The organism is Streptomyces sp. NBC_00057 (assembly GCF_045041165.1).
In the GTDB taxonomy this organism is placed as follows: domain Bacteria; phylum Actinomycetota; class Actinomycetes; order Streptomycetales; family Streptomycetaceae; genus Streptomyces.
The window spans coordinates 3,062,395-3,087,248 of the sequence record NZ_CP108256.1; the positions used below are offsets into that span (position 1 = coordinate 3,062,395).

Here is a 24,854-nt window from a genome sequence, read left to right on the forward strand (position 1 = left end):
CGAAGCGCGCATTCTCGTGCGGATTGTGCACCTTCGGCCGCGCCGCACGGTCAGGGCCCGTCCACCGGGTCGGGGTCGGACAAGCCCTACACGCGCGGCAGGGAGTCTGCGGCGATTCCGCCCTCGATGGCCAGAATGCGGTGCAGCCGGGTCGCCACCAGCAGGCGCTGCATCTGCGGCGGCACGCCACGGAGCACCAGCCGTCGTCCGGCCCGACCGGCCCGGCGGTGTGCGCCCATGATGACGCCGAGCCCGGTGGCGTCCCAGGAATCCAGCTCGGTCAGGTCGAGCACCAGGTCGCCGACTCCGTTGTCGAGGGCCGAGTGCAGGGCCGTACGGGCGTCCGCCGCGCTTCGGACGTCGAGGCGGCCCCCGACGACCAGCTCGGCGTGGTCGCCCCTGATATGCATATACGCTCCCCGGAATTGCCCAGCAAGGTTCGTCTGTCTGTTCTGTCTCTGTCACAACTGACTGCGACAGCGACAGGGAAGTTGCCGTCTGTAAGTGAACCGATACCGAATTCACCCCGTGGAGTGACCAAGGCCCGGCGAGGACCCACGCGGATCCACCGATTCCAGGAGACGCCCCCCGGACCTCCGGGCCTGACCGACGGCAGATCAGGCATCCGGAGGACCGAAAACGATCAGTACGTGTAAAAGCCCTGCCCGCTCTTGCGGCCGATGTCACCTGCATCCACCATCCGGCGCATCAGCTCCGGCGCGGCGAACTTCTCGTCCTGGGACTCGGTGTAGATGTTGCTCGTGGCGTGCAGCAGGATGTCGACCCCGGTCAGGTCCGCCGTGGCCAGGGGGCCCATGGCGTGGCCGAAGCCCAGCTTGCAGGCGATGTCGATGTCCTCGGCCGAGGCGACGCCCGACTCGTACAGCTTGGCGGCCTCGACGACGAGCGCCGAGATCAGCCGGGTGGTGACGAAGCCGGCCACGTCACGGTTGACGACGATGCAGGTCTTGCCGACGGACTCGGCGAACTCCCGTGCGGTGGCGAGGGCTTCGTCGCTGGTCTTGTAGCCGCGTACGAGTTCGCAGAGCTGCATCATCGGAACCGGCGAGAAGAAGTGCACACCGACGACGCGCTCGGGGCGCTCCGTCACTGCCGCGATCTTGGTGATCGGGATCGCGGAGGTGTTGGAGGCGAGGACGGCGTCATCCCGGACGATCTTGTCGAGGGCCCGGAAGATCTCGTGCTTGACCTCGAGCTTCTCGAAGACGGCCTCGACGACGACATCCGCGTCGGCGACCGCGTCGAGGTCGGTGGTGGTGGTGATGCGGGCCAGCGCGGCATCGGCGTCGGCCGCCTCCAGCTTCCCCTTGGAGACGAACTTGTCGTACGAGGCCTTGATGCCGTCACGACCACGGGTGAGGGCCTCGTCGGTGACATCACGCAGCACGACGTCCCAGCCCGCCTGGGCGGAGACCTGCGCAATGCCGGATCCCATGAGTCCGGCTCCGATGACGGCGAGCTTCCTGGCCACGTCTGCACCCCTTGGTTTCTGTTCGCCTCTGCAGCTGGTCCCTGCACGGCCGGTCCTAACGGTTGTTCACATGCTCTCCGGCGGAGATTAGTACCAGCGAGGGGCCCTGTGACCGCGAAGAGATGCGCGTCACGTCCCGCATGACGGACATCACACCGGGACACGTCATTCGGCGGCGCGCCGGGCGTAGTTGAGGACCTTCTCGCCGAGGAGGCCCTCGATCTCGTCGAGCAGGACGAGCGCGTCGCGCGACACGTCGACCGCCTTGCGGCCGGCCATCATCTCCTGCCCGACGTAGCCCACGACCGCCCCCTCGATCCAGGCGATCTGGCCGCCGACGAGCCCGGGCAGCGGGTCGTCAGCCCCGGCGCCGACCGCCCGGCCGTTCTCTTCCTCGACGAGCCCACCACCGGCCTCGACCCGGGCAGCCGGGCCGCCCTGTGGGACCTGGTGCGCAGACTGCGCGACGACTTCGGCACGACCGTCGTCCTCACCACCCACTACCTCGACGAGGCGGACGCGCTCGCGGACCGGCTGATCGTGATCGACCGGGGAGTGGTCGTGGCCGACGGCACGCCGACCGTCCTGAAGACCGAGTACGCCGCCTCTCCCGACGCCTCGGTGGGCACACGCGTCTTCCGAAGCACCGGTGCCTAACTAGGCTGGCCACATGGTCAATCTGACACGTATCTACACCCGCACCGGCGATCAGGGCACCACCGCCCTCGGCGACATGAGCCGGACCTCCAAGACCGATCTGCGGATCTCCGCGTACGCCGACACCAATGAGGCCAATGCCGTCATCGGTACGGCGATCGCGCTCGGGCAGCTCTCCGAGGATGTCGTCAAGGTCCTCGTCCGTGTGCAGAACGACCTGTTCGACGTGGGCGCGGACCTGTCGACCCCGGTCGTCGAGGACCCGAAGTTCCCGCCGCTGCGGGTCGAGCAGAGTTACGTCGACAAGCTGGAGGCGGACTGCGACCACTACCTGGAGCAGTTGGAGAAGCTGCGCAGCTTCATCCTTCCGGGAGGTACGCCGGGGGCGGCGCTGCTGCACCAGGCGTGCACGGTGGTCCGGCGTGCGGAGCGGTCCACGTGGGCGGCCCTGGAGGCGCACGGCGAGGTGATGAACGCGCTGACGGCGACGTATCTCAACCGCCTCTCCGACCTGCTGTTCATCCTCGCGAGGACGGCGAACAAGGAGGTCGGCGACGTGCTGTGGGTACCTGGCGGCGAGCGGTAGCGGTTGTTGTCATCGGGCGCCGGACGGGCTTGAAGATCAAGCCCGTCCGACCTCTCAGCGCCCCGCCCCCTCCCGTTTCGGGAACACCGTGTAGCTCCCCGCGATGACCACATTGATCCCGATCACGAACAGCATCGTCTGCTGCCACGACCGCAGCGACGTCACATCCCCGTCCCCGCCCACGTACCAGATCGCCGCCTGCAGCAGCGCCAGCGCCACCGCCGCCGCGACCAGCCACCGCACCGCGACCTTCCACTCGTGGGCCGCGCGCTCCATCCCGTACTTCGGCGGCTTCACCGGCGGCGGGCCACCCGCGAAGCGGTGGGCCACCCGCGCGTCGACCCAGCGGATCGTGGAGTGGCCGAGCCCCACCGTGAAGCCGATGTAGACCGCGGCGAGCCCGTGCTTCCAGTCGGGCTCGACCCCGTTCTTCAGGTCGACGGCCGATACCACCAGCAGCACCAGCTCCAGCAGCGGCTCACACAGCAGCACGGCCGCACCCAGGCGCGGCTTCTTCGCCAGGTACCGCAGTGCGAGCCCCGCAGCCAGCAGCACCCAGAAGCCGACTTCGCAGAGCACGATCAGCGTGACGATCACAGCACTTCCCCTTCCGGTCCCTCCCAGTCTTCGGGTCGCGGCCCCCGGAATCGTCGTCGGCAGTGACGAACCGTGACTGCATACTTCGATGTACTCGTGCCTCGCTCCCGGTACGGAGGTCCGCAGCGAAACCGCCGTGTTGGATGGGAGGGTGCTCTCCTTCACCCGCCCCCACCGCCACGACGTGCTCATCGCCGCCACCGGTCTCTTCGGCGGTCTGTTCCTTTGGTCGCTCGGGCTGCACATGCAGAGCAACCGGACCTTCGCCGCTCCGTGGCTCTCCCTGCTGCCCCTGGCCGTCGTCTCGGCGCTCGAACTGGTACGCAGGACCGCCCCGCAGACGGCGCTGGTCGTCGGCACGCTCGCCCTGGTCGCGGACCAGTTCACGGTCGGGAACCTGGCGACCGTCCTGATGTTCACGGATCTGATGTACGCGGCCGTGCTGTACGGGACACCGTCCGCCGCCCGCCGCATCCCGGTGACCACGTTCCTGATCACGGTCGCGGTCACGATCGGGTTCCTGGCGTGGTTCCGCAATCCCCAGGCGCTTTTCAACGGGGTGGTCACCGGAATGGTCTCGTTCCTGCCCGCCATCACCGGGGTGAGCGTCCGCAACCACCGCGACGCCGCCGAGACCGCCAGGCTGCGCGCCGATCAGACCGCACTTCTGGCCGAGATGGACCGTACCCAGGCGGTGACCGCCGAGCGTACCCGGATGGCCCGCGAGCTCCACGACATGGTGGCGAACCATCTCTCCGCGATCGCCATCCACTCCACCGCCGCCCTCTCCATCGACGACCCGGACACCTCGCGCGACGCGCTGGGGGTGATCCGGGAGAACAGCGTCGACGCTCTCGCCGAGATGCGCCGGCTGATCGGGCTGCTCCGCACCGGCGGCGCCACCCCGGAGCCGAGCGCCTCGCCGACGCTCGCCTCGCTGGACGCACTGGTCGAGCAGACCCGTACGAACGCCGCGTCGACCGGACTGACCTGCACCTTCGAGGACACCCGCGGCGAGCGGGGCCCGCTGCCCGCGCCGGTCGAACTGGCCACGTACCGGATCGTCCAGGAGTCCCTGACGAACGCGCTCAAGCATGCCGCGCCCGGCCCGGTCGCGGTACGGCTCGGGCGGGCCGGGCGGCTGCTCACGGTGGAGGTCAGCAGTGTGCACGGCGACCGTCATGGGCCGCGCGCACCCGGATCAGGAGCCGGACTGGTGGGGATGCGGGAGCGGGTTGCCCTGCTGGGCGGAGAGATCGAGGCGGGTCCGGTGAGCACCGGCGGCGGGACGAAGATCTGGCGGGTACGGGCCGAACTGCCCGTGGAGGAAGGGACCGTGAGGGCATGACGATCCGGGTTGTGGTCGCCGAGGACCAGTCGGCGGTCCGTGCGGGGCTGGTGCTCATTCTGCGCAGCGCGCCGGACATCGAGGTCGTCGGCGAGGCCGGGGACGGCGAGGAGGCGGTGCGGCTGGCCCGCGAACTACGGCCGGATCTGGTGCTGATGGACGTGTCGATGCCGCGCCTCGACGGGGTGTCGGCGACCGGGCAGGTGGTGGCCGAGCAGCTCGCGGATGTGCTGGTGCTGACGACGTTCGATCTGGACGAGTACGTCTTCGGGGCGCTGCGGGCGGGGGCGGCGGGCTTTCTGCTGAAGAACACCGATGCGCACGATCTGCTCGAAGCGGTACGTACGGTGGCGCGCGGCGAGGGGCTGATCGCCCCGGCCGTGACGCGCCGTCTGATCGCGGAGTTCGCCGGGACCACCCCCGTACGGCCTGCGAACGCGCCCGACCCTGCGGTGCTCCATGCTCTCACCCGGCGGGAGCGGGAGGTGCTCGGCTGCCTCGGCGCGGGGCTGTCGAATGCCGAGATCGCGGTACGACTCTCGATGGCCGAGGCCACCGTGAAGACGCACGTCAGCAGGTTGCTGGGCAAGCTGGAGCTGCGCAGCCGGGTCCAGGCGGCAGTACTTGCACAGGAGTTGGGCATCTGAGGTTTAGCTCCGAACTTTGGTCTGGACCTCTTGACGGTTGGTCCAGACCTTCCTAATCTCACCGAGCACACTGCGGTGAGTGCGCCATGACAAGGCGTGCTCAGGGCGGCGCAGGGTTTGCAGTCCACGGACCAACCCGTTTGTCCGGACCTCACCCGAGGAGCACCGTTGAGCACTGAAACCCCCCTACGCCGGACCCGATTCAGACTCGGGACCGGAAGAGCCACCAGATCCAGAGCCGTCGCGGGCCTCACCGCACTGCTTCTCCCGCTCGCCGCGATGGTCGGCCTGGCCTCCCCCGCCGAAGCCGCCACCTCGGCAACCGCCACGTACCTCAAGAAGTCCGACTGGGGCAGCGGCTTCGAGGGCCAGTGGACGGTGAAGAACACCGGCACCACCGCCCTCTCCTCCTGGACCATCGAGTGGGACTTCCCCTCGGGCCCCGCGGTCAGCTCCGCCTGGGACGCCACCGTCACCAGCTCCGGAACCCACTGGACCGCCAAGAACGTCGGCTGGAACGGCTCGGTCGCACCGGGCGCCAGCGTCTCCTTCGGCTTCAACGGTACCGGCTCCGGCGCCCCCACCGGCTGCAAGCTGAACGGCGCCTCCTGCGACGGCGGCAGCGTCCCCGGCGACAACGCCCCCTCGGCGCCGGGCACCCCCACCGCGAGCTCCATCACCGACACCTCGGCCAAGCTGAGCTGGACCGCCGCGACCGACGACAACGGCATCAAGAACTACGACGTCCTGCGCGACGGCGCCGTCGTCGCCACGGTCACCGGTACGACGTACACCCACACCGGTCTCACCGCGGGCACCGACTACTCGTACACCGTGCAGGCCCGTGACACCGCCGACCGGACCGGTCCGGTCAGCGGCGCGGTCAAGGTCCACACCACCGGTGGCGGCGGCAACCCCGACCCGGGCACCGGCGGCAAGGTCAACCTCGGTTACTTCACCGACTGGGGTGTCTACGGCCGGAATTACCACGTCAAGAACCTGGACACCTCGGGTTCGGCCGCGAAGATCACGCACATCAACTACGCCTTCGGCAATGTGACCGGCGGCAAGTGCGCAATCGGTGACGCCTACGCCGACTACGACATGGCGTACACCGCCGACAAGTCCGTCGACGGCGTCGCCGACACCTGGGACCAGCCGCTGCGCGGCAGCTTCAACCAGTTGCGCAAGCTCAAGGCGAAGTACCCGAACATCAAGGTCCTGTGGTCCTTCGGCGGCTGGACCTGGTCCGGCGGCTTCGGTGAGGCCGCGAAGAACCCGGCGGCGTTCGCCCAGTCCTGCTACGACCTGGTGGAGGACCCCCGCTGGGCCGATGTCTTCGACGGCATCGACATCGACTGGGAGTACCCCAACGCCTGCGGTCTGACCTGCGACACCAGCGGTCCGGCCGCCCTGAAGGGCGTCACCTCGGCGCTGCGCACGAAGTTCGGCAGCAACAACCTGGTGACGGCCGCCATCACCGCCGACGCCTCCACCGGTGGCAAGATCGACGCCACCGACTACGCAGGCGCCGCCCAGTCCCTGGACTGGTACAACGTGATGACATACGACTTCTTCGGTGCCTGGGAGGCAAAGGGCCCGACCGCCCCGCACTCCCCGCTCACCTCCTACAGCGGCATCCCGCAGGCCGGCTTCAACTCCGCCGACGCCATCGCCAAGCTGAAGGCCCAGGGCGTACCGGCCTCGAAGCTGCTGCTCGGCATCGGTTTCTACGGCCGCGGCTGGACCGGTGTCACCCAGGACGCGCCCGGCGGCACCGCCACCGGAGCAGCCCCCGGTACGTACGAAGCGGGCATCGAGGACTACAAGGTCCTGAAGACCAGTTGCCCGGCCACCGGCACGATCGCCGGTACGGCGTACGCACACTGCGGCACCAACTGGTGGAGCTACGACACCCCGGCCACCATCGCGTCCAAGATGACCTGGGCGAAGGGCCAGGGCCTGGGAGGGGCGTTCTTCTGGGAGTTCAGCGGTGACACCGCCAACGGTGAACTCGTCGGCGCGATCAACAACGGCCTGAAGTAACCCCCTACTCAGTACCGCGCACAACCCCGCAAAGCAGCCGGGGAGACAGGTCCGCCCCCTGTCCCCCGGTTTTTCGTCGGCTGCCGTACGGGCCCGAAGCACGTCGTACGGACCTCGGGCTCAGGCCACGTTCACCCTCTGGCCGGGTGGAGCCGCCTCCAGCCAGGCGAGGAACCCGGTCAGCGCGTCCTCGCTCATGGCCAGCTCCAGGCGGGTCCCACGATGGAGACAGCCGAGCACCACGGCGTCGGACAGGAGCGCCAGTTCCTCCTCGCCCTCGGGCAGCCGACGGGCGACCACCTCGATCGCGGAACGCTCCAGGATCCGGCGCGGGCGGGGAGCATACGAGAAGACCCGGAACCAGTCGATCCGGTCGCCGCTGTACCGGGCGACCCCGTACACCCAGCCCTTGCCCGAGAGATCGGGCTCCTCCGGCACATTCCATCGCAGGCTGCAGTCGAAGGTCCCACCGGAGCGCTGAATCAGCCGCCGGCGCAGACCGAAGACGAAGAGACCAACCGCGATCAGTGCGACGACCAGCCCGCCCACCCACAGCGCGAGGTACATCTCCACCGACCTCCTCGCGTCGTCGAGTAACGGATACCGCCAGAACTGCACCTGCACCTGCATCGCCTCAGCCGCGGCACGGTCTGGAGTGGTCTCCAGCTCGGGCCGCGGCTGAGGGTAAAGCTACGTGTCGCGGTGCGCTAGCGCACCGCCGCCGCACGCAGTCGCACTTCGGCGCGCCGCTCGGAGGCGGCGTCCGTGTCCGACTTCGCACGCTCCAGCGCACGCTCGGCGCGCTGGACATCGATCTCGTCCGCCAGCTCCGCGATCTCCGCGAGCAGCGAGAGCTTGTCGTCCGCGAACGAGATGAAACCGCCGTGCACAGCGGCGACCACGGTCCCGCCATCGCTCGTGCGGATCGTCACCGGGCCCGATTCCAGCACACCCAGAAGCGGCTGGTGACCGGGCATGACGCCGATGTCGCCGGACGTGGTGCGCGCGACGACCAGGGTGGCCTCGCCGGACCAGACACTGCGGTCCGCGGCGACCAGCTCGACGTGCAGCTCAGCAGCCAAGGGTGGCTCCTCGGGTCACCACCCGGCCGTTCATGCCGGGTGTTGGGTCAATTCTACGGGGCGTGGTGAGGGGGACGGGACGCACCCGCCCCCCTCGGTGAGCCATGGGCTCAGGAGACGCCGAGCTCCTTGGCCTTGGCCTTGAGGTCATCAATGCCGCCGCACATGAAGAACGCCTGCTCCGGGAAGTGGTCGTACTCACCGTCGCAGATCGCGTTGAACGCGGCGATCGACTCGTCGAGCGGCACGTCCGAACCGTCCAGGCCGGTGAACTGCTTGGCGGCGTGGGTGTTCTGCGACAGGAAGCGCTCGACGCGACGGGCACGGTGGACAACGAGCTTGTCCTCCTCGCCCAGCTCGTCGATACCGAGGATCGCAATGATGTCCTGGAGGTCCTTGTACTTCTGCAGGATTCCCTTGACACGGCTGGCCGCGTCGTAGTGCTCCTGCGTGATGTAGCGCGGGTCCAGGATGCGGGACGTGGAGTCCAGCGGGTCCACGGCCGGGTAGATGCCCTTCTCGGAGATCGGACGGGAGAGAACCGTCGTCGCATCGAGGTGGGCGAACGTGGTGGCCGGGGCCGGGTCGGTCAGGTCGTCCGCGGGGACGTAGATCGCCTGCATCGAGGTGATCGAGTGACCACGCGTCGAGGTGATGCGCTCCTGGAGCACACCCATCTCGTCGGCCAGGGTCGGCTGGTAACCCACTGCGGACGGCATACGGCCGAGCAGCGTGGAGACCTCGGAACCGGCCTGCGTGAAGCGGAAGATGTTGTCGATGAAGAGCAGCACGTCCTGCTTCTGCACATCGCGGAAGTACTCCGCCATGGTCAGGGCGGACAGCGCGACCCGCAGACGGGTGCCCGGCGGCTCGTCCATCTGGCCGAAGACCAGCGCGGTCTTGTCCAGGACGCCCGAGTCGGTCATCTCGTCGATGAGGTCGTTGCCCTCACGGGTGCGCTCACCGACACCGGCGAACACCGACACACCCTCGTGCAGCTTCGCCACACGCATGATCATTTCCTGGATGAGGACCGTCTTGCCGACGCCCGCACCACCGAACAGACCGATCTTGCCGCCCTTGACGTACGGGGTCAGCAGGTCGACGACCTTCAGGCCGGTCTCGAACATCTCGGTCTTGGACTCGAGCTGGTCGAAGGCCGGGGCCTTGCGGTGGATCGGCCAGCGCTCGGTGATCTGCGCCTCGGCCTCCGGCTCGTTCAGGATCTGACCGAGGGTGTTGAACACCTTGCCCTTGGTGATGTCACCGACCGGGACGGTGATGCCCGCACCCGTGTCGGTCACCGGAGCCTGGCGGACGAGACCGTCGGTGGGCTGCATCGAGATCGCGCGGACCAGGCCGTCGCCCAGGTGCTGGGCGACCTCGAGGGTCAGCGTCTTGCGGGCGCCGTCCTCGGCCGGGTCCGCTACCTCGACGTGCAGCGCGTTGTAGATCTCCGGCATCGCGTCGACGGGGAACTCCACGTCGACGACCGGGCCGATGACCCGGGCGACGCGGCCCGTGGCAGCGGCCGTCTCAACTGTCGTCGTCATTACTTGTCACTCCCCGCGGACGCGTCGGCCAGAGCACCTGCACCGCCGACGATCTCGCTGATTTCCTGGGTGATTTCGGCCTGGCGGGCCGCGTTGGCAAGCCGGGAGAGGCTCTTGATGAGATCCCCGGCGTTGTCGGTCGCCGACTTCATCGCGCGGCGGCGGGCGGCGTGCTCGGAAGCGGCAGCCTGCAGCAGTGCGTTGTAGATACGGCTCTCGACGTAGCGCGGCAGGAGGGCGTCGAGAACGTCCTCCTGCGACGGCTCGAAGTCGAACAGCGGAAGGATCTCGCCCTTCGTACCGCTCTCTTCAGCAACCTTGTCGAGCGAAAGCGGCAGCATCCGGTCGTCGACAGCGTTCTGCGTCATCATCGACACGAACTCGGTGAAGACGATGTGCAGTTCGTCGACGCCGCCCTCGGCCAAGTCCTTCTGGACGGCCTCGATCAGCGGCGCAGCGACGTTCTTGGCATCCGCATACGACGGGCTGTCGGTGAAGCCGGTCCAGGAGTCTGCGACCTTGCGCTCGCGGAAGCCGTAGTAAGCGACACCCTTGCGGCCGACGATGTACGTGTCGACCTCCTTGCCCTCACCTGCGAGCCGCTCCCGGAGCCGCTCCGCCGCCTTGATGGCGTTGGAGGAGTAGCCGCCGGCCAGACCGCGGTCGCTCGTGATGAGCAGAACCGCGGCGCGGACCGGGGACTCGGCCTCGGTGGTGAGCGGGTGCTTGGTGGTGGAGCCGGTCGCCACCGCGGTCACCGCACGGGTGAGCTCGGTCGCGTACGGCATCGACGCCGCCACCTTGCGCTGCGCCTTGACGATGCGCGAGGCGGCGATCATCTCCATCGCCTTGGTGATCTTCTTGGTCGCGGTGACGGCTTGGATGCGGCGCTTGTAAACGCGAAGCTGAGCGCCCATCGATCAGCCCTCGCCCAGAAGCTTGCCGTCCGAGGTCTCGAACTGCTGCTTGAAGGCGGCGATCGCGTCAGCAATCGACTGCAGCGTGTCGTCGGACATCTTGGCGCCCTCGGCGATGCTGGTCAGGAGGTCCTTGCGCTCACGGCGCAGGTACTCCAGCAGCTCGCTCTCGAAGCGACGGATGTCCTCGACCGGGACGTCGTCCATCTTGCCGGTGGTGCCGGCCCAGACGGAGACGACCTGCTCCTCGACCGGGAACGGAGCGTACTGCGGCTGCTTCAGCAGCTCGACCATGCGCTTACCGCGCTCCAGCGACGCCTTCGAGGCCGCGTCCAGGTCGGAACCGAAGGCGGCGAACGCCTCCAGCTCGCGGTACTGGGCGAGGTCGACACGGAGTCGGCCGGAGACCTGGCGCATCGCCTTGTGCTGGGCGGAGCCACCGACGCGGGAGACCGAGATACCGACGTTCAGGGCCGGGCGCTGGCCGGCGTTGAACAGGTCGGACTCCAGGAAGCACTGGCCGTCGGTGATGGAGATGACGTTGGTCGGAATGAACGCCGACACGTCGTTCGCCTTGGTCTCGACGATCGGGAGGCCCGTCATCGAACCGGCACCCATGTCGTCGGAGAGCTTGGCGCAGCGCTCCAGCAGACGCGAGTGGAGGTAGAAGACGTCGCCCGGGTAGGCCTCACGGCCCGGCGGACGGCGCAGCAGCAGCGACACGGCGCGGTAGGCGTCGGCCTGCTTCGAAAGGTCGTCGAAGATGATCAGGACGTGCTTGCCCTGGTACATCCAGTGCTGGCCGATGGCCGAACCGGTGTACGGCGCCAGGTACTTGAAGCCGGCCGGGTCGGACGCCGGGGCGGCGACGATGGTCGTGTACTCGAGCGCGCCGGCCTCTTCCAGGGCACCACGCACGGAGGCGATGGTGGAACCCTTCTGACCGATGGCGACGTAGATGCAGCGCACCTGCTTGTTCACGTCGCCCGAGCGCCAGTTGTCGCGCTGGTTGATGATCGTGTCGACGGCCAGAGCGGTCTTACCCGTCTGACGGTCACCAATGATCAGCTGACGCTGGCCGCGGCCGATCGGCACCATGGCGTCGACGGCCTTGTAGCCGGTCTGCATCGGCTCGTGCACCGACTTACGGACCATGACGCCAGGGGCCTGCAGCTCGAGGGCGCGGCGGCTGTCGGTCGCGATCTCGCCGAGACCGTCGATCGGGTTGCCGAGCGGGTCGACGACGCGGCCGAGGTAACCCTCGCCGACGCCGACGGAGAGCACCTCACCGGTGCGCTGCACCGGCTGGCCCTCTTCGATGCCGCTGAACTCGCCGAGGACGATCGCACCGATCTCGCGCTCCTCGAGGTTGAGGGCGAGACCGAGGGTGCCGTCCTCGAACTTCAGCAGCTCGTTCGCCATGGCCGAGGGAAGACCCTCGACCTTCGCGATGCCGTCGCCGGCAACGCTGACCGTACCGACCTCCTCGCGCGAGGCCGCGTCCGGCTTGTACGACTGGACAAAGTTCTCCAGCGCGTCCCGGATCTCCTCCGGCCGGATCGTGAGCTCCGCCATCTGGGTTCCCTGCTCTCCTTGTTGGGCCCGAAGTTTCTTAAGGGGGTCTGGGGGCCGACCCCCAGGAATCTTCTGCAATTTCTGCACGGCCCAACCGGGCCGCTGGTCTTGCTCTGTTCTGTTGCTGCGCTGCGCTCGTCAGCCGGCCATGCGACGGGTCGCCTCGTCGAGGCGCTCCGCGATGGTGCCGTTGATGACCTCGTCACCGACCCGTACCGCGATCCCGCCGAGGACCGTGGGGTCCACATCGAGATTCAGGTGCACCTGCCGACCGTAGATCTTCGCCAGTGCGGCGCCGAGGCGCTGCTTCTGCTGATCACTCAGCGGCACTGCCGAGGTGACCACGGCGACCATGCGGTCCCGGCGCTCCGCGGCAAGCTTGGAGAGGGACTCGAGTCCCGCTTCCAGGCTACGTCCACGCGGCTGGGTGACAAGCCGCACGACGACTCGCTCGGTGGCGGGCCGTGCCTTGCCACCGAGCAGGCTGTGCAGCAGCTCCCTCTTGGCGGCGACGGACGCGGACCGGTTGGTGAGCGCGGCGCGCAGCTCCTTGTCGGAGGCGACGATCCGGCCGAACCGAAACAGCTCGTCCTCGACGTCGTCGAGGTCTCCGCTGCGCTGGGCAGCGGTGAGGTCTGCGATGTTCGCCAGCCCCTCGACCGAGTCGACCAGGTCACGAGACTGCGACCAGCGGGAGCGGACCATGCCGGAGATCAGGTCGACGGTCTCGCCGCCCACCTGACCGCGCAACAGTCGTCCGGCCAGCTCGGCCTTGGCCTCGCCGGCCTGCGACGGGTCGGTCAGGACCCGCCGCAGCGATACCTCGCGCTGGAGCAGCGCCGTTACGGCGGCCAGCTCCTCGGCGAGCTTCGCCGCGTCGACCGACGTGTTGTCGGTCAGCGCGTCGAGACGCTCACGTGCGGCAGCCAGTGCCTCGCGGCTCGCGCCGTTCATCGGACAGCCTCGGCCTTCGCCTCGAGCTCGTCGAGGAAACGGTCGACGGTGCCGCTCTGCCGGGTGAAGTCCTCGAGGGACTCGCCGACGAGCTTGCCGGCCAGGTCGGTGGCGAGCTTGCCCACGTCCTGACGCAGCGCGGCGGCCGCAGCCTTGCGGTCGGCCTCGATCTGGGCGTGGCCGGCAGCGATGATCTCCTCGCGCTGCCGCTGGCCTTCCGCCCGCATCTCCTGCAGGATCACGGCGCCCTGCTCCTGCGCCTCCTGGCGCAGACGAGCGGCTTCGTGGCGGGCCTCGGCGAGCTGAGCCTTGTACTGCTCAAGAACGCTCTGGGCCTCGGTCTGGGCCGCATCGGCCTTTTCGATACCGCCTTCGATGGCCTCGCGGCGCTCTTCCAGAACCTTGTTGATGTTCGGGAGGAGCTTCTTGGCGAGGATGCCGAAGACGATGAGGAAGGCGATGAGGCCGATGACGAGCTCGGGGATCGGCGGGATGAGCGGGTTTTCCGTCTCAGCCGCGATCGTAAGCATCTGGCTCACGTCATTGCCTTTCGTCTAGTTGGCTGGTCTTTGATCCGATGGATCAGGAGCCGTAGACGAACGGCATGACCAGACCGATGAGGGCGAGCGCCTCACAGAAGGCGAAGCCGAGGATCTGGTTGGCACGGATGAGACCGGCCGCCTCGGGCTGGCGGGCCAGGGCCTGGGTGCCGTTACCGAAGATGATGCCGACGCCGACGCCGGGGCCGATGGCCGCGAGGCCGTAACCGATGGAGCCGAGAGCCTTCAGGTCGCCGGTGACAGCGGCGAGGGTCTGGGACATGCCAGTCTTCCTTCTCTTTCAAGGACCGGTGGGGGTTGGCCACCGGACGAATAAGGGTCGGGTGCGGGATCCTCAGTGGTGCTTGGCGAGCGCGCCCTGGATGAAGGTGCAGGTCAGGAGTACGAAGACGTACGCCTGAAGCGCCTGCACGAAGAGCTCGAACGCGGTCATCACGATGACCATCACGAACGAGACACCGGCGTAAGCGATACCGATGCCGTTGAGCAGGTACCAGCTAGCGATCGTGAACAGCAGCAGGAGGGTGTGACCGGCGAACATGTTCGCGAAAAGTCGCACCGCGTGGGTGAACGGCCGGACCAGCAGGTTCGAGAAGAACTCGATGGTCATGGAGAGAGGCAGCACCGGGCCGAGCGACTTGTCGTACCCGGTGAAGTTCTTGAAGGCGCCGACGAAGCCGTGGCGCTTGAAGGTCAGGCTGACCCACAGGACGTACACGATCAGGGCCAGCACAATCGGGTACGCGATGATCGACGTCACCGGGAACTGCGCGACCGGGATGATCGACCAGAGGTTCATCATCCAGATGAAGAAGAACAGCGAGACAACGAGCGGGACGTACTTCTCGCCCTCACGCTTGCCGATCGTCTCGTAGACGACACCGCGACGGATGAAGTCGTAGCCGGCCTCGGCCACCATCTGCAGCTTGCCCGGGACGACCTTCGGCTTGCGGAAGGCGGCCCAGAAGAAACCGACGACGATGATCGAGCCGAGCAGGGCCAGCAGCATCGGCTTGTTGAAGTACAGGTTGCTGTCCGCGTCGCCCCAGATGGGCTCGAACAGGAACGAGTGCAAGCCGGGTGCCGGGAAACCACAACCGTCGAAGATGTGGCAATCGGTCTCGAAGGCGAGCACCTGTGTCGGGTCAGCACTCACCGCGGGCTCCTTCAGCGTGGCGCATAGGTACGGCAACCTCGTTGTGTCGGCGCGGCGCGCAGCCGCGGTTCGGCACTGGACTGGTGTAACGGATGTGTGGGCGGCAGTCAGGCATTGAGCCTCGCGATCGAGCAGGCGTCAGCTCACATGCCCGCGCCCGCAGTGCCGCAGTTGGAACCGGACGATAGCAGGGTCCCGGACTTGTACTTATTCCGCCCCTACCCTTCACGCCTTCGACCCCGTGTTCTCGGGCTTTTTGCCCTTGTCGGATTCGGGTTCGACGTAAAGGATCTTGGCCTTCATGTGCGCACGCGCCTGTGCGCCGATCCACACGAGTGTCGTCGCGACCAGAGTGATCGCGAAGGACTTCGGGTTGAACAGCGTGGTGTTCTTGAATTCGGCGACGAAGATGAACAGCAGGAGAAGCTGAGCCGTGTACAGCATCAGCCCCATCGCCTGGAACAGGTGAGGCAGGGACTTAGCGGTCCGTTGCAGGACCACGAGTCCGATCCCCATGAAGAGGATCACCACGAGCGTCCCGATGGCCGCCCCGAGGGCTCCCTCGCCGCCGGCGACACCGCCGCTGATCGCAGCGGCGACGGCGCCGACGACAGCGGTGGGTACGGCGGCTTGAAGGAGAGTCCGGGCGTCGTTGGACGGCATGGCGGCAGCTCCGCTTGCAGGGGGTGGGCAGTGTGTCGTCATGGACGAGCGTAGGCCCGGTCCGAGTCGATGCCTCGGGCCGATGGACCGTGGTACTCAGATCCTTCAACTCCGTCACCGGGCTTCGTGAACGGTATCACAAACTATTTGATGAGGTCTTTACCAAGGAAGTGTGCCTACTGTCACACGTGAGAGTGAACCTGCGCGTGTGAGCACCCGCTGCACTGAATCATCCCGTAATGAGCGGTTCATCCCTTTCACCGGGACGACGTCCTTCTGCGCCAAACCTGAACCCAGTCATTTCGTCAACGCTTGCGCACCATGATGCGTCCTCACGAGCTATTTCCGCACCCACAAGCACCCCGCCCAGCCCGGCCGGCGACAAAGGGAAGACGCGTCGACGCCTCCGGGTAGGCACAAAGCACCCTCCCCGGAGGCGTCGTCAGCAACCTCAGGCGCCAGTCACGCCTGCCCCGCTCAGCAGGTCACGACCTTGTCGTAACCCACCCACGGCTGCGTGGAGGAGAGCAAGTCCTCCTTGCCCGCCTTCACGGTGTGGCAGCTCGTGTCGTAGCCGTACTTGAAGATGCCCTTGAGCTTCTTCGTACTGGAGCAGTTGTTCTTGACCCGGTACGCCTTGTACCCCTCGCCCTGATGGGTTCGCGTGACCTTGACGCAGCTGGGGACCGCACCGAGCGCACCGACGTCCTGCACGGAGCTCGCCGACGTCACCGGGGCCGCCACGGCCTCGGCCCCCATGAGTCCTAGCGAACTGCCGAGCGCCACCGTCGCGATGGCTATTGCGGAAAACTTTCGCATGCTTCTGCCTCACTCACGAATGAGCAGGGACAGCCCACCCTGGTCACGGGCGGGCCAACTCCCCCTTGTCGTAGGCATTCCTAACATGCAGCGGCACGCACAACGGATGCAATATGCGAGGCGCGGAGTCTCGTCCTGGCCTAAATTCCTCTTGCTTCGAAGGTGCTTCGCAGATCGATAGATTAACTTGTGCAAATTTTCCTGGTCAACGACGTCCCGAGATGGAACGGCGAGGCCACATCAATCACATGCGCCACATTCAGTCATTCCAAGTCAGTGCCCGACAGATCCTGAGGCAGCGGTCCTGAGACGCCCCTCAGTGATGGCTCTTGTCCATGCGCCGATCCGAAAAACGCGAACGGGGGCCGATCGCAGTCGCCCCGTTGACGCCGGAGACTCCCACGACGATCGGGGGCCGCTCCTGGAGTTCGTGCTCCTCCTGCCCCATCCGCGTTTCGAGGGGCCGCTGTTGGGCCTCGCGCGCAGATGAGGGTTCCGCATCGGGCATCTCGCCCTCACTGCGGCGACGGCGGTAGCGGGGCGGTACGAAGCGTTCCGCCCAGTACGGCGCCCGCGGGGTGAAGCGCGGCATCAGCAGCAGGACGAGGCCCAGGGCGCTCAGGCCCACGATCACGATCACGATCCACAGCGAAGCGGAGTGCACGGAGTAGCCGACCGCGCCGAAGGCGATCAGAGCCGACCAAAAATACATGATCAGTACGGCCCTGCTGTGCGAATGGCCGATCTCCAGCAGACGGTGGTGCAGATGGCCACGGTCCGCCGCGAACGGCGACTGGCCGTTCCACGTACGCCGCACGATCGCCAGCACCAGGTCGGCGGCCGGGATCGCGATGATGGTCAGCGGCAGCAGCAGCGGGATGAAGACCGGCAGCATCGCGTGGGTGGCCTCCCGCTCACTGCCGGCGAAGAGCTTCATCGTGTCCGGGTCGACCTGCCCGGTGACCGAGATCGCACCGGCCGCCAGCACCAGGCCGATCAGCATCGAACCCGAGTCGCCCATGAAGATCCGGGCCGGATGCATGTTGTGCGGCAGAAAGCCCAGGCACATGCCCATCAGGATCGCCATGAAGAGCGTCGCGGGGGCCGCCGCCTCGATCATGTGCCCGTACCAGAGCCGGTAGGTGTACAGGAAGAACGCGGCGGCCGCGATGCACACCATGCCCGCCGCGAGACCGTCCAGGCCGTCGACGAAGTTGACCGCGTTGATGGTGATGACGACCAGGGCGACCGTGAGTAGCGTTCCCTGCCACTGGGTGAGCGCGACGGTGCCGACGCCGGGGATCGGCAGCCACAGAATCGTCAGGCCCTGGATGACCATGACCGCGGCGGCGATCATCTGCCCGCCGAGCTTGATCAGTGCGTCGATCTCGAACTTGTCGTCCAGAACACCGATCAGCCAGATCAGCGTGGCCCCGGAGAGCAGCGCCTGCGGTTCGTTGGAGAGCTGGAAGACGCTGTCGAGGTTGTACAGATGGTCCGCGACAATCAGTCCGGCGCACAGTCCGCCGAACATGGCGATGCCACCGAGCCTCGGTGTCGGTTCTCGGTGCACGTCACGCGCACGGATCGCGGGCATCGCCCCGACCGCGATGGCGAACTTGCGCACCGGGCCGGTCAGCAGATAGGTAACCGCAGCCGTGACACAGAGCGTCAGCAGGTAATCACGCACGGGCTGCCCCATAGATTTCGCCGGCCATCTCAGCCCACACTTTAACTACGTCGGGCTCATGGTTGCGGACACGGAGGCCGGGCCGATGGTTGCACGGACCACGTCTACCCCGGATAGGGCGGATATTTCCGGGCCAGTTCCTGAACCTCCGCGCGGATGTCGCCCTCCTCACGTACCGCCGCTCCGAAGAGCACGGCCAGCCGTGCCATGTCGGCGTCGTCCATGCCCTGGGTGGTGACGGCCGCGGTACCGAGTCTGATGCCCCGGGCGTCCCCGTACGGAAGCGCGCAGGTGTCCAGCACCAGGCCCGCCCCTGCCAGCCGGGTGCGGGCAGTGGGGCCGTCGACGCCCAGCGGAGCCGGATCCGCGACGATCAGGTGGGTGTCCGTGCCGCCCGTGGTGACCTCGAAGCCCTCGGCCTCCAGACCTGCGGCCAGCACCCGGGCATGGGCGACCACCCGATGCGCGTAAGCCGTGAACGCCTCAGTGGCCGCCTCCCCGAACGCGACGGCCTTCGCGGCGACCGTGTGCATCTGCGCGCCGCCCTGGGTGAACGGGAAGACCGCCCGGTCGATCCGCTCGGCCAGCTCCGCACCGCACAGGATCATCCCGCCGCGCGGACCGCGCAGCACCTTGTGCGTGGTCGCGCAGACCACGTCGGCGTACGGGACGGGGCTCGGCGCCGCTCCCCCGGCGATCAGCCCCATCGGATGCGCGGCGTCGGCGATGAGATACGCGCCCACCTCGTCGGCGATCTCCCGGAACAGTTCGTAGTCGGGATGGCGCGGGTACGAGATCGAGCCGCTGACGATCGCCTTGGGGCGGTGCGCACGGGCCAGGGTGCGCACCTGCTCGTAGTCGATCAGGCCGCTCTCGGAGTCCACCCCGTAGCCGATGAACTCGAACCAGCGGCCGGAGAAGTTGGCGGGCGAGCCATGGGTGAGATGCCCGCCGTACGGGAGTCCCATCGCGAGCACCGTGTCGCCGGGGCGCAGCAGGGCCGCGTATGCGGCGAGGACGGCGGAGGAGCCGGAGTGCGCCTGGACGTTGGCATGTTCGGCGCCGAAGAGCGAGGTGGCCCGCCGGCAGGCGATGCGTTCGGCGGCGTCGGCCTGCTCGCAGCCGCCGTGGTAGCGGGCGCCGGGGTAGCCCTCGGCGTACTTGTTGGCGAGCGGTGAGCCGAGGGCGGCGAGGACCGCGGGCGAGGTGAAGTTCTCGGCGGCGATCAGCTGCAGGGTGCTCGACTGCCGGTGCAGCTCCTCCAGCAGCACCGCGGCGATCTCCGGGTCCTCCCGGAGCAGGGCGCCGAAGTCCTGCGGCAGGGCGGCGAAGGTGGGTGCGGCAGGAGTGGTGACCGGCATCTGACGGCTCCGGGCCTGGGGAGGGGTGCGCTGACGTCAGCTCCAATGTAGGCCCGTGACGGGCCCCCTGCCTGCTGTGCGGCGACGCCGTACACCCGTTGGGCCCCCTGGTACCGGGCCCGTGTGTACGGCCGTCAGGGTGGCGCAGGCGCAAGCGTCAGTGCGGGGCGGGTACGCCGGTCAGGGCGGTGACGACCGGGTCGAGGGCCTGGTTGATCTCGTCGCCGATGGACCGGAAGAACGTGATCGGGGCGCCGTACGGGTCGTACACCTCGTCGGCCTCGGCGGTGGGGGCCAGCAGCCAGCCGCGCAGCGCGGCCGCGGCACGGACCAGTGCGCGGGCGCGCTCGACCACACCCTCGTCGCGCGGGTCGGGCAGCGTGGCGGGGTCTATGGCCCGGACCAGCCGGGTGAATTCCTTGAGGGTGAAGGTCCGCAGGCCGGCCGAGTGACCCATCGAGATCACTTGTGCCCGGTGGTCGCGGGTGGCGGTGAGCACCAGGTCGGCACGGATCACATGCTCGTCGAGCAGCTCCCGGCCGACGAAGCCGGTGGTGTCGGCGCCGAAGTCGGCGAGGACGATCTCGGCGTTGGCCTCCATGGGGGCACCTTCGTGGCCCCAGGTGCCCGCACTCTCCACGATCAGTCCGCCGCTGAGCGGATCGCCGAGGCGGTCCACCAGGGCGTGCCGGGTCAGCCGCTCGGTGATCGGTGAGCGGCAGACATTGCCGGTGCTGACGTGGAGGATGCGGAAAGTGTCGGCCTGCCCCGCTATGCCACGCCCCTCAGGGGCGGTCAATTGGCCACCTCGAGGTCGGGTACCACCTTGCGGAGTTCCTCGACGGAGAGCGCACCGGCGCGCAGCAGTACGGGGACCTTGCCGGTCACATCGACGATCGACGAGGGCACGATGCCGGGCGTCGCGCCGCCGTCGAGGTAGACGGAGACGGAGTCGCCGAGCATCTCCTGGGCGGCGTCGCAGTCCTCGGGGGCCGGGTGTCCGGTGAGGTTGGCGCTGGAGACGGCCATCGGGCCGACCTCGGTGAGCAGCTCGATGGCGACCGGGTGCAGCGGCATCCGGATCGCGACGGTGCCGCGGGTGTCCCCGAGGTCCCACTGCAGCGACGGCTGGTGCTTGGCGACGAGTGTGAGGGCGCCGGGCCAGAAGGCGTCGACGAGCTCCCAGGCCTGCTCGGAGAAGTCGGTGACCAGTCCGTGCAGGGTGTTCGGGGAGCCGATCAGGACGGGCGTCGGCATGTTGCGGCCTCGGCCCTTGGCGTCCAGCAGGTCGGCGACGCCCTCGGAACTGAAGGCGTCCGCACCGATCCCGTACACGGTGTCGGTGGGCAGCACGACCAGTTCGCCGCGGCGGACGGCCGACGCGGCCTCACGCAGACCCGTCGTACGGTCGGTCGCGTCGTTGCAGTCGTATCGCCGTGCCATCAGCCGGCCTCCTCAAGCATGTACGGGTATGGCGGGTACGGGTCGTGCGGGTGGTGGCCGCCGGTCACGGCATGGCCTTGCGGGCCGTGGCGAACCGCGGCCGGTTGTTCAGGTCGGGATGGTCGGCCGCATCGGCCCAGCCGCGTTCCTCCGTGAAGATCCACGGCACCTGGCCGCCCTGGGTGTCGGCGTGCTCGATGACGACGAGGCCGCCGGGGCGCAGCAGGCGGTGTGCGGTGCGTTCGATGCCGCGGATGGTGTCGAGGCCGTCCTCGCCGGAGAAGAGGGCCATCTCCGGGTCGTGGTCACGGGCCTCGGGTGCCACGTACTCCCATTCGGTGAGAGGGATGTACGGCGGGTTGGAGATGACCAGGTCGACCTGGCCGTCGAGTTCGGGAAGAGCCGTGAGCGCGTCTTGGTGGTGGACGGTGACCCGCGACCCCTCGGCGTTCCTCCTGGTCCATTTCACGGCGTCGTCGGAGAGCTCGACGGCGTGCACGCGCGAGCGGGGAACCTCCTGCGCCATGGCCAGGGCGATGGCGCCCGATCCGCTGCAGAGGTCGACGATGAGCGGCTCGACGACATCCATCGCGCGGACGGCGTCTATCGCCCAGCCGACGACCGATTCGGTCTCCGGGCGGGGGACGAAGACACCGGGTCCGACCTGGAGCTCCAGGTAGCGGAAGAAGGCGCGTCCGGTGATGTGCTGCAGCGGTTCGCGGGCCTCGCGGCGGGCGATGGCCTCCCAGTAGCGGGCGTCGAAGTCGGCGTCCGGCACACGGTGCAGCTCGCCCCGCTTGACGCCGTGCACGAACGCGGCGAGCTCCTCCGCGTCGAATCGCGGTGAAGGCACACCGGCGTCGGCCAGCCGCTGGGTGGCCTGGGCCACCTCGGCGAGCAGCAGGTTCATCGCGGTTCTCCGTACGGGGTTACGGGCGGGTCGGACTCGGTCTTATGCGGCGGCAAGCTTGGCGGCGGAGTCGGCGTCGACACAGGCCTGGATCATGGAATCCAGGTCACCGTCGAGCACCTGGTCCAAGTTGTACGCCTTGAAGCCGACGCGGTGGTCCGAGATCCGGTTTTCCGGGAAGTTGTACGTACGGATCTTCTCGGAACGGTCGACCGTACGCACCTGGCTGCGTCGTACGTCCGAAGCTTCCTGCTCGGCGGCTTCCTGGGCGGCCGCGAGCAGTCGCGAACGCAGGATACGCATGGCCTGCTCCTTGTTCTGGAGCTGGCTCTTCTCGTTCTGGCAGGAGGCGACGACGCCGGTCGGCAGGTGTGTGATGCGGACCGCCGAGTCCGTGGTGTTGACGGACTGGCCGCCGGGGCCCGAGGAACGGTAGACGTCGATACGGAGATCATTGGCGTGGATCTCGACGTCGACCTCCTCCGCCTCGGGCGTGACGAGCACACCGGCGGCCGAGGTGTGGATACGGCCCTGGGACTCGGTGGACGGCACCCGCTGCACGCGGTGCACCCCGCCCTCGTACTTCAGCCGGGCCCACACGCCCTGGCCGGGCTCGGTGGCGCCGTTGCCGCCCTTGGTCTTCACGGCGACCTGGACGTCCTTGTAGCCGCCGAGCTCGGACTCGGTGGAGTCGATGATCTCGGTCTTCCAGCCGACGCGCTCGGCGTAGCGCAGATACATCCGCAGCAGATCGCCGGCGAACAGGGCGGACTCGTCGCCGCCCGCGCCCGCCTTGATCTCCAGGAGCACGTCCTTGTCGTCGCTGGGGTCGCGCGGGACCAGGAGGAGGCGGAGCTTCTCGGTGAGCTCTTGGCGCTGCTTCTCCAGGTCCTTGACCTCGGCGGCGAAGTCGGGGTCGTCGGCGGCGAGCTCGCGCGCCGTCTCGATGTCGTCCCCGGCCTGCTTCCAGGAGCGGTACGTGCCGACGATCGGGGTCAGCTCGGCGTAGCGCTTGTTGAGCCTGCGCGCGTTGGCCTGGTCGGCATGGACCGCCGGGTCCGCGAGCTTCTTCTCAAGATCGGCTTGTTCACCGATCAGTTCCTCGACCGCCTCGAACATCTTCGGGCTCCTGGTTTCTTCACTCAAACGTGCCTGCTGGACAGCGTGATGCTGTCCGGGCCCGGGTACGGGGACGGCCCGTACCCCGGGCCGGAAAAAAACGCCGGCCTCGGCGCCCCCGGGAAGAGGGCGCCGAGAACCGGCGCAGTGGCTCGCTACTTGCTGGCGGAGCCGGCAGCCTTGCCGAAGCGGGCCTCGAAGCGGGCCACGCGGCCACCGGTGTCGAGGATCTTCTGCTTGCCCGTGTAGAACGGGTGGCACTCGGAGCAGACGTCGGCGCGGATGGTGCCGCCGTCGATGGTGCTCCGGGTCGTGAACGACGCGCCACAGGTGCAGCTGACCTGCGTCTCGACGTACTCGGGGTGGATGTCGCGCTTCAAGGGTTTCTCCTAGGTTCGGGAGGGCGCCGGGTCGTACGCGCGGATTGCGCGTCCGTGAACCGGGGCCGACGTACCAGTCTGCCAGGACCGGCCGTATCTCCCAAAACCGGGGGCGGGCCGCAACTATTCCCGGCCCGCCCTGTCACTTGACGACGCTGCCCGCGACGCCCTTGTCGCCCGCCGACTTCTCGGTGGCGGAGGCGGGGATGGCCTTGTCGTGCTTGAGCGCCGTCCATACCTGCTGGGCGGATTCCTCCAGCGGTACGACGCGGTTCGGGTCGGCCGGGTCGTACTGCACGGGCAGGGTGACCATGTGGACGTTCTTCGAGTCGAGCCCCTTGAGGCCGTTCGCGAAGCCGGTGAGCTGCTCGACCGAACCCAGGTCGGAGTCGGTGGTGATGGCTTTTGTCGCCGTGTCCGCGAGGTCGAAGAGAGTCTTCGGGTTCGAGAACACTCCGACGCTCTTGGCCTGCTCCATCAGCGCCTTGATGAACGCCTGCTGGAGCTGGATGCGGCCGAGGTCGCTGCCGTCGCCGACGCTCTTGCGGGTGCGGACGAGGCCCAGCGACTGCTCGCCGTCGAGCGTGTGGGTGCCGGGTTCGAGATTCAGATGGCTCTTGGGGTCGTTGATCGCCTGGGTGGTGGTGATCTCCACTCCGCCCAGCTCGTCGATGAGCTTCTTGAAGCCGGTGAAGTCGACTTCGAGGTAGTGGTCCATGCGGATGCCGGACATGGACTCGACGGTCTTGACCGCACAGGCCGGTCCGCCGACCTCGTACGCCGTGTTGAACATCGCGCGCTGCTCGCCCGCGACGGGCTGCCCCGTGGTGTCACTTGTGCAGTCGGGGCGGGTGATGAGGGTGTCGCGCGGGATGGAGACGACGGAGGCGCTCTTGTGGCCCTTGTTGATGTGCACGACCATCGCGGTGTCGGAACGGGCCGTGCCCTCGTCGGCGCCGTACTTCGAGTTCGCGCCGGAGCGGGAGTCCGAGCCGAGTACGAGAATGTCCTGGGAGCCGTTGTCGACGTCGTCGGGGCGGTTCTTGCCGAGCGCCGCGTTGATGTCGACGGCCTTGAGATTGCCGTTGATCTTGAAGTAGGCGTATCCGAGCCCGCCGCCGCCGACGACCACGGCACCGGCCAGGGTCCAGGCGGCGATCACCGTCACCCTGCGGCGACGGGAAGGCTTCTTCCGGCGTTTGCCGGTGGGGCGTATTCGCCCGCCGCTCCCTCTCTGCTCGGTCATCCGTCTCCTTCTGTCGTCAGCTTCTCCCGGCCAGGGCCTGTCCGGCCCTGATC

General features: G+C 68.0%; 27 protein-coding genes and 1 pseudogene. 5 read left to right on the top strand and 23 right to left on the bottom strand.

Features of this window, described 5'->3' with window-relative positions; all coding sequences use genetic code 11:
• Positions 1-86: 86 nt before the first annotated feature.
• From OG953_RS14050 to OG953_RS14060, 3 genes are all read right to left on the bottom strand, one after another.
• Entirely contained in the window at positions 87-410 is a 324-nt protein-coding gene (locus OG953_RS14050; protein ID WP_266357903.1) for an STAS domain-containing protein, read from the bottom strand.
• A gap of 233 nt (positions 411-643) precedes the next feature.
• Positions 644-1,492: a 3-hydroxyacyl-CoA dehydrogenase family protein gene (locus tag OG953_RS14055; protein ID WP_405684514.1), complete on the bottom strand. Its 849-nt coding sequence runs from the start codon at positions 1,490-1,492 to the stop codon at positions 644-646.
• Between the two features lie 165 nt (positions 1,493-1,657).
• The gene (locus OG953_RS14060; protein WP_405684515.1) at positions 1,658-1,795 is read right to left on the bottom strand and encodes a hypothetical protein; all 138 of its coding nucleotides are present in this window, start codon (positions 1,793-1,795) and stop codon (positions 1,658-1,660) included.
• Positions 1,796-1,867: 72 nt separating this feature from the next.
• Here OG953_RS14060 and OG953_RS14065 point away from each other — a divergent pair.
• A pseudogene (locus OG953_RS14065) lies at positions 1,868-2,149 on the top strand (ABC transporter ATP-binding protein); the annotation flags it as partial.
• A gap of 13 nt (positions 2,150-2,162) precedes the next feature.
• A complete protein-coding gene (locus OG953_RS14070; RefSeq protein ID WP_405684517.1) occupies positions 2,163-2,735 on the top strand; it encodes a cob(I)yrinic acid a,c-diamide adenosyltransferase in 573 nt (190 codons plus the stop codon).
• A gap of 54 nt (positions 2,736-2,789) precedes the next feature.
• Here OG953_RS14070 and OG953_RS14075 read toward each other — a convergent pair whose 3' ends face one another.
• Positions 2,790-3,332, bottom strand: a complete 543-nt coding sequence (locus OG953_RS14075) for a hypothetical protein (RefSeq protein ID WP_405684518.1) — start codon at positions 3,330-3,332, stop codon at positions 2,790-2,792.
• Positions 3,333-3,483: 151 nt separating this feature from the next.
• Between OG953_RS14075 and OG953_RS14080 the strand changes: the two genes are divergently transcribed.
• The 3 genes from OG953_RS14080 (at position 3,484) to OG953_RS14090 (ending at position 7,373) form a co-directional block, all read left to right on the top strand.
• Complete coding sequence (locus OG953_RS14080; protein WP_405691815.1) at positions 3,484-4,680, top strand: sensor histidine kinase; 1,197 nt, start codon at positions 3,484-3,486, stop codon at positions 4,678-4,680.
• Positions 4,677-5,327 carry a response regulator gene (locus OG953_RS14085; RefSeq protein ID WP_405684519.1) on the top strand — a complete coding sequence of 217 codons (651 nt, stop codon included), beginning with the start codon at positions 4,677-4,679 and terminating at the stop codon, positions 5,325-5,327. The genes OG953_RS14080 and OG953_RS14085 overlap by 4 nt, the downstream gene beginning before the upstream one ends.
• Before the next feature lie 168 nt (positions 5,328-5,495).
• The gene (locus OG953_RS14090) at positions 5,496-7,373 is read left to right on the top strand and encodes a glycosyl hydrolase family 18 protein (protein ID WP_405684521.1); all 1,878 of its coding nucleotides are present in this window, start codon (positions 5,496-5,498) and stop codon (positions 7,371-7,373) included.
• Positions 7,374-7,493: 120 nt separating this feature from the next.
• Here OG953_RS14090 and OG953_RS14095 read toward each other — a convergent pair whose 3' ends face one another.
• The 19 genes from OG953_RS14095 to OG953_RS14185 form a co-directional block, all read right to left on the bottom strand.
• A complete protein-coding gene (locus tag OG953_RS14095) occupies positions 7,494-7,940 on the bottom strand; it encodes a DUF2550 domain-containing protein (RefSeq protein ID WP_405691817.1) in 447 nt (148 codons plus the stop codon).
• 140 nt (positions 7,941-8,080) lie between these two features.
• Positions 8,081-8,455, bottom strand: coding sequence for a F0F1 ATP synthase subunit epsilon (locus OG953_RS14100; RefSeq protein WP_405684523.1), 375 nt, complete (start codon positions 8,453-8,455; stop codon positions 8,081-8,083).
• Between the two features lie 110 nt (positions 8,456-8,565).
• Positions 8,566-10,008, bottom strand: coding sequence for a F0F1 ATP synthase subunit beta (atpD, locus tag OG953_RS14105; RefSeq protein WP_383750955.1), 1,443 nt, complete (start codon positions 10,006-10,008; stop codon positions 8,566-8,568).
• Positions 10,008-10,925, bottom strand: a complete 918-nt coding sequence (locus tag OG953_RS14110; RefSeq protein WP_405684525.1) for a F0F1 ATP synthase subunit gamma — start codon at positions 10,923-10,925, stop codon at positions 10,008-10,010. Before OG953_RS14110 ends, atpD begins: the two co-directional genes overlap by 1 nt.
• Positions 10,926-10,928: 3 nt before the next feature.
• The gene (gene atpA / locus OG953_RS14115; protein ID WP_266748597.1) at positions 10,929-12,500 is read right to left on the bottom strand and encodes a F0F1 ATP synthase subunit alpha; all 1,572 of its coding nucleotides are present in this window, start codon (positions 12,498-12,500) and stop codon (positions 10,929-10,931) included.
• A 138-nt stretch (positions 12,501-12,638) separates the two neighbouring features.
• Positions 12,639-13,454 (bottom strand): F0F1 ATP synthase subunit delta, encoded by an 816-nt coding sequence (locus OG953_RS14120; protein ID WP_405684526.1) that lies wholly within the window; start codon positions 13,452-13,454, stop codon positions 12,639-12,641.
• On the bottom strand, positions 13,451-13,984 hold the full coding sequence (locus OG953_RS14125; protein WP_405691819.1) for a F0F1 ATP synthase subunit B: 534 nt from the start codon (positions 13,982-13,984) through the stop codon (positions 13,451-13,453). Before OG953_RS14125 ends, OG953_RS14120 begins: the two co-directional genes overlap by 4 nt.
• A gap of 52 nt (positions 13,985-14,036) precedes the next feature.
• Positions 14,037-14,276 (bottom strand): ATP synthase subunit C, encoded by a 240-nt coding sequence (locus tag OG953_RS14130; RefSeq protein WP_005311859.1) that lies wholly within the window; start codon positions 14,274-14,276, stop codon positions 14,037-14,039.
• 72 nt (positions 14,277-14,348) lie between these two features.
• Positions 14,349-15,170, bottom strand: a complete 822-nt coding sequence (gene atpB / locus OG953_RS14135) for a F0F1 ATP synthase subunit A (RefSeq protein ID WP_405684528.1) — start codon at positions 15,168-15,170, stop codon at positions 14,349-14,351.
• A 225-nt stretch (positions 15,171-15,395) separates the two neighbouring features.
• Entirely contained in the window at positions 15,396-15,833 is a 438-nt protein-coding gene (locus OG953_RS14140; RefSeq protein ID WP_405684529.1) for a hypothetical protein, read from the bottom strand.
• Positions 15,834-16,310: 477 nt separating this feature from the next.
• The gene (locus OG953_RS14145; protein ID WP_405684530.1) at positions 16,311-16,652 is read right to left on the bottom strand and encodes a hypothetical protein; all 342 of its coding nucleotides are present in this window, start codon (positions 16,650-16,652) and stop codon (positions 16,311-16,313) included.
• 316 nt (positions 16,653-16,968) lie between these two features.
• Positions 16,969-18,354 (bottom strand): MraY family glycosyltransferase, encoded by a 1,386-nt coding sequence (locus OG953_RS14150; RefSeq protein ID WP_405684531.1) that lies wholly within the window; start codon positions 18,352-18,354, stop codon positions 16,969-16,971.
• A gap of 92 nt (positions 18,355-18,446) precedes the next feature.
• On the bottom strand, positions 18,447-19,703 hold the full coding sequence (gene glyA / locus OG953_RS14155) for a serine hydroxymethyltransferase (RefSeq protein WP_405684533.1): 1,257 nt from the start codon (positions 19,701-19,703) through the stop codon (positions 18,447-18,449).
• 157 nt (positions 19,704-19,860) lie between these two features.
• The gene (locus OG953_RS14160) at positions 19,861-20,502 is read right to left on the bottom strand and encodes a protein-tyrosine-phosphatase (protein WP_405684534.1); all 642 of its coding nucleotides are present in this window, start codon (positions 20,500-20,502) and stop codon (positions 19,861-19,863) included.
• Positions 20,499-21,146 (bottom strand): L-threonylcarbamoyladenylate synthase, encoded by a 648-nt coding sequence (locus tag OG953_RS14165; RefSeq protein WP_266357932.1) that lies wholly within the window; start codon positions 21,144-21,146, stop codon positions 20,499-20,501. The genes OG953_RS14160 and OG953_RS14165 overlap by 4 nt, the downstream gene beginning before the upstream one ends.
• A gap of 64 nt (positions 21,147-21,210) precedes the next feature.
• Complete coding sequence (prmC, locus tag OG953_RS14170) at positions 21,211-22,056, bottom strand: peptide chain release factor N(5)-glutamine methyltransferase (RefSeq protein ID WP_405684535.1); 846 nt, start codon at positions 22,054-22,056, stop codon at positions 21,211-21,213.
• Positions 22,057-22,098: 42 nt separating this feature from the next.
• A complete protein-coding gene (prfA, locus tag OG953_RS14175) occupies positions 22,099-23,175 on the bottom strand; it encodes a peptide chain release factor 1 (protein WP_405684536.1) in 1,077 nt (358 codons plus the stop codon).
• Positions 23,176-23,330: 155 nt separating this feature from the next.
• Entirely contained in the window at positions 23,331-23,555 is a 225-nt protein-coding gene (gene rpmE, locus OG953_RS14180) for a 50S ribosomal protein L31 (RefSeq protein WP_019764351.1), read from the bottom strand.
• A gap of 142 nt (positions 23,556-23,697) precedes the next feature.
• Positions 23,698-24,801: an LCP family protein gene (locus tag OG953_RS14185; protein ID WP_405684537.1), complete on the bottom strand. Its 1,104-nt coding sequence runs from the start codon at positions 24,799-24,801 to the stop codon at positions 23,698-23,700.
• Positions 24,802-24,854: the final 53 nt, after the last annotated feature.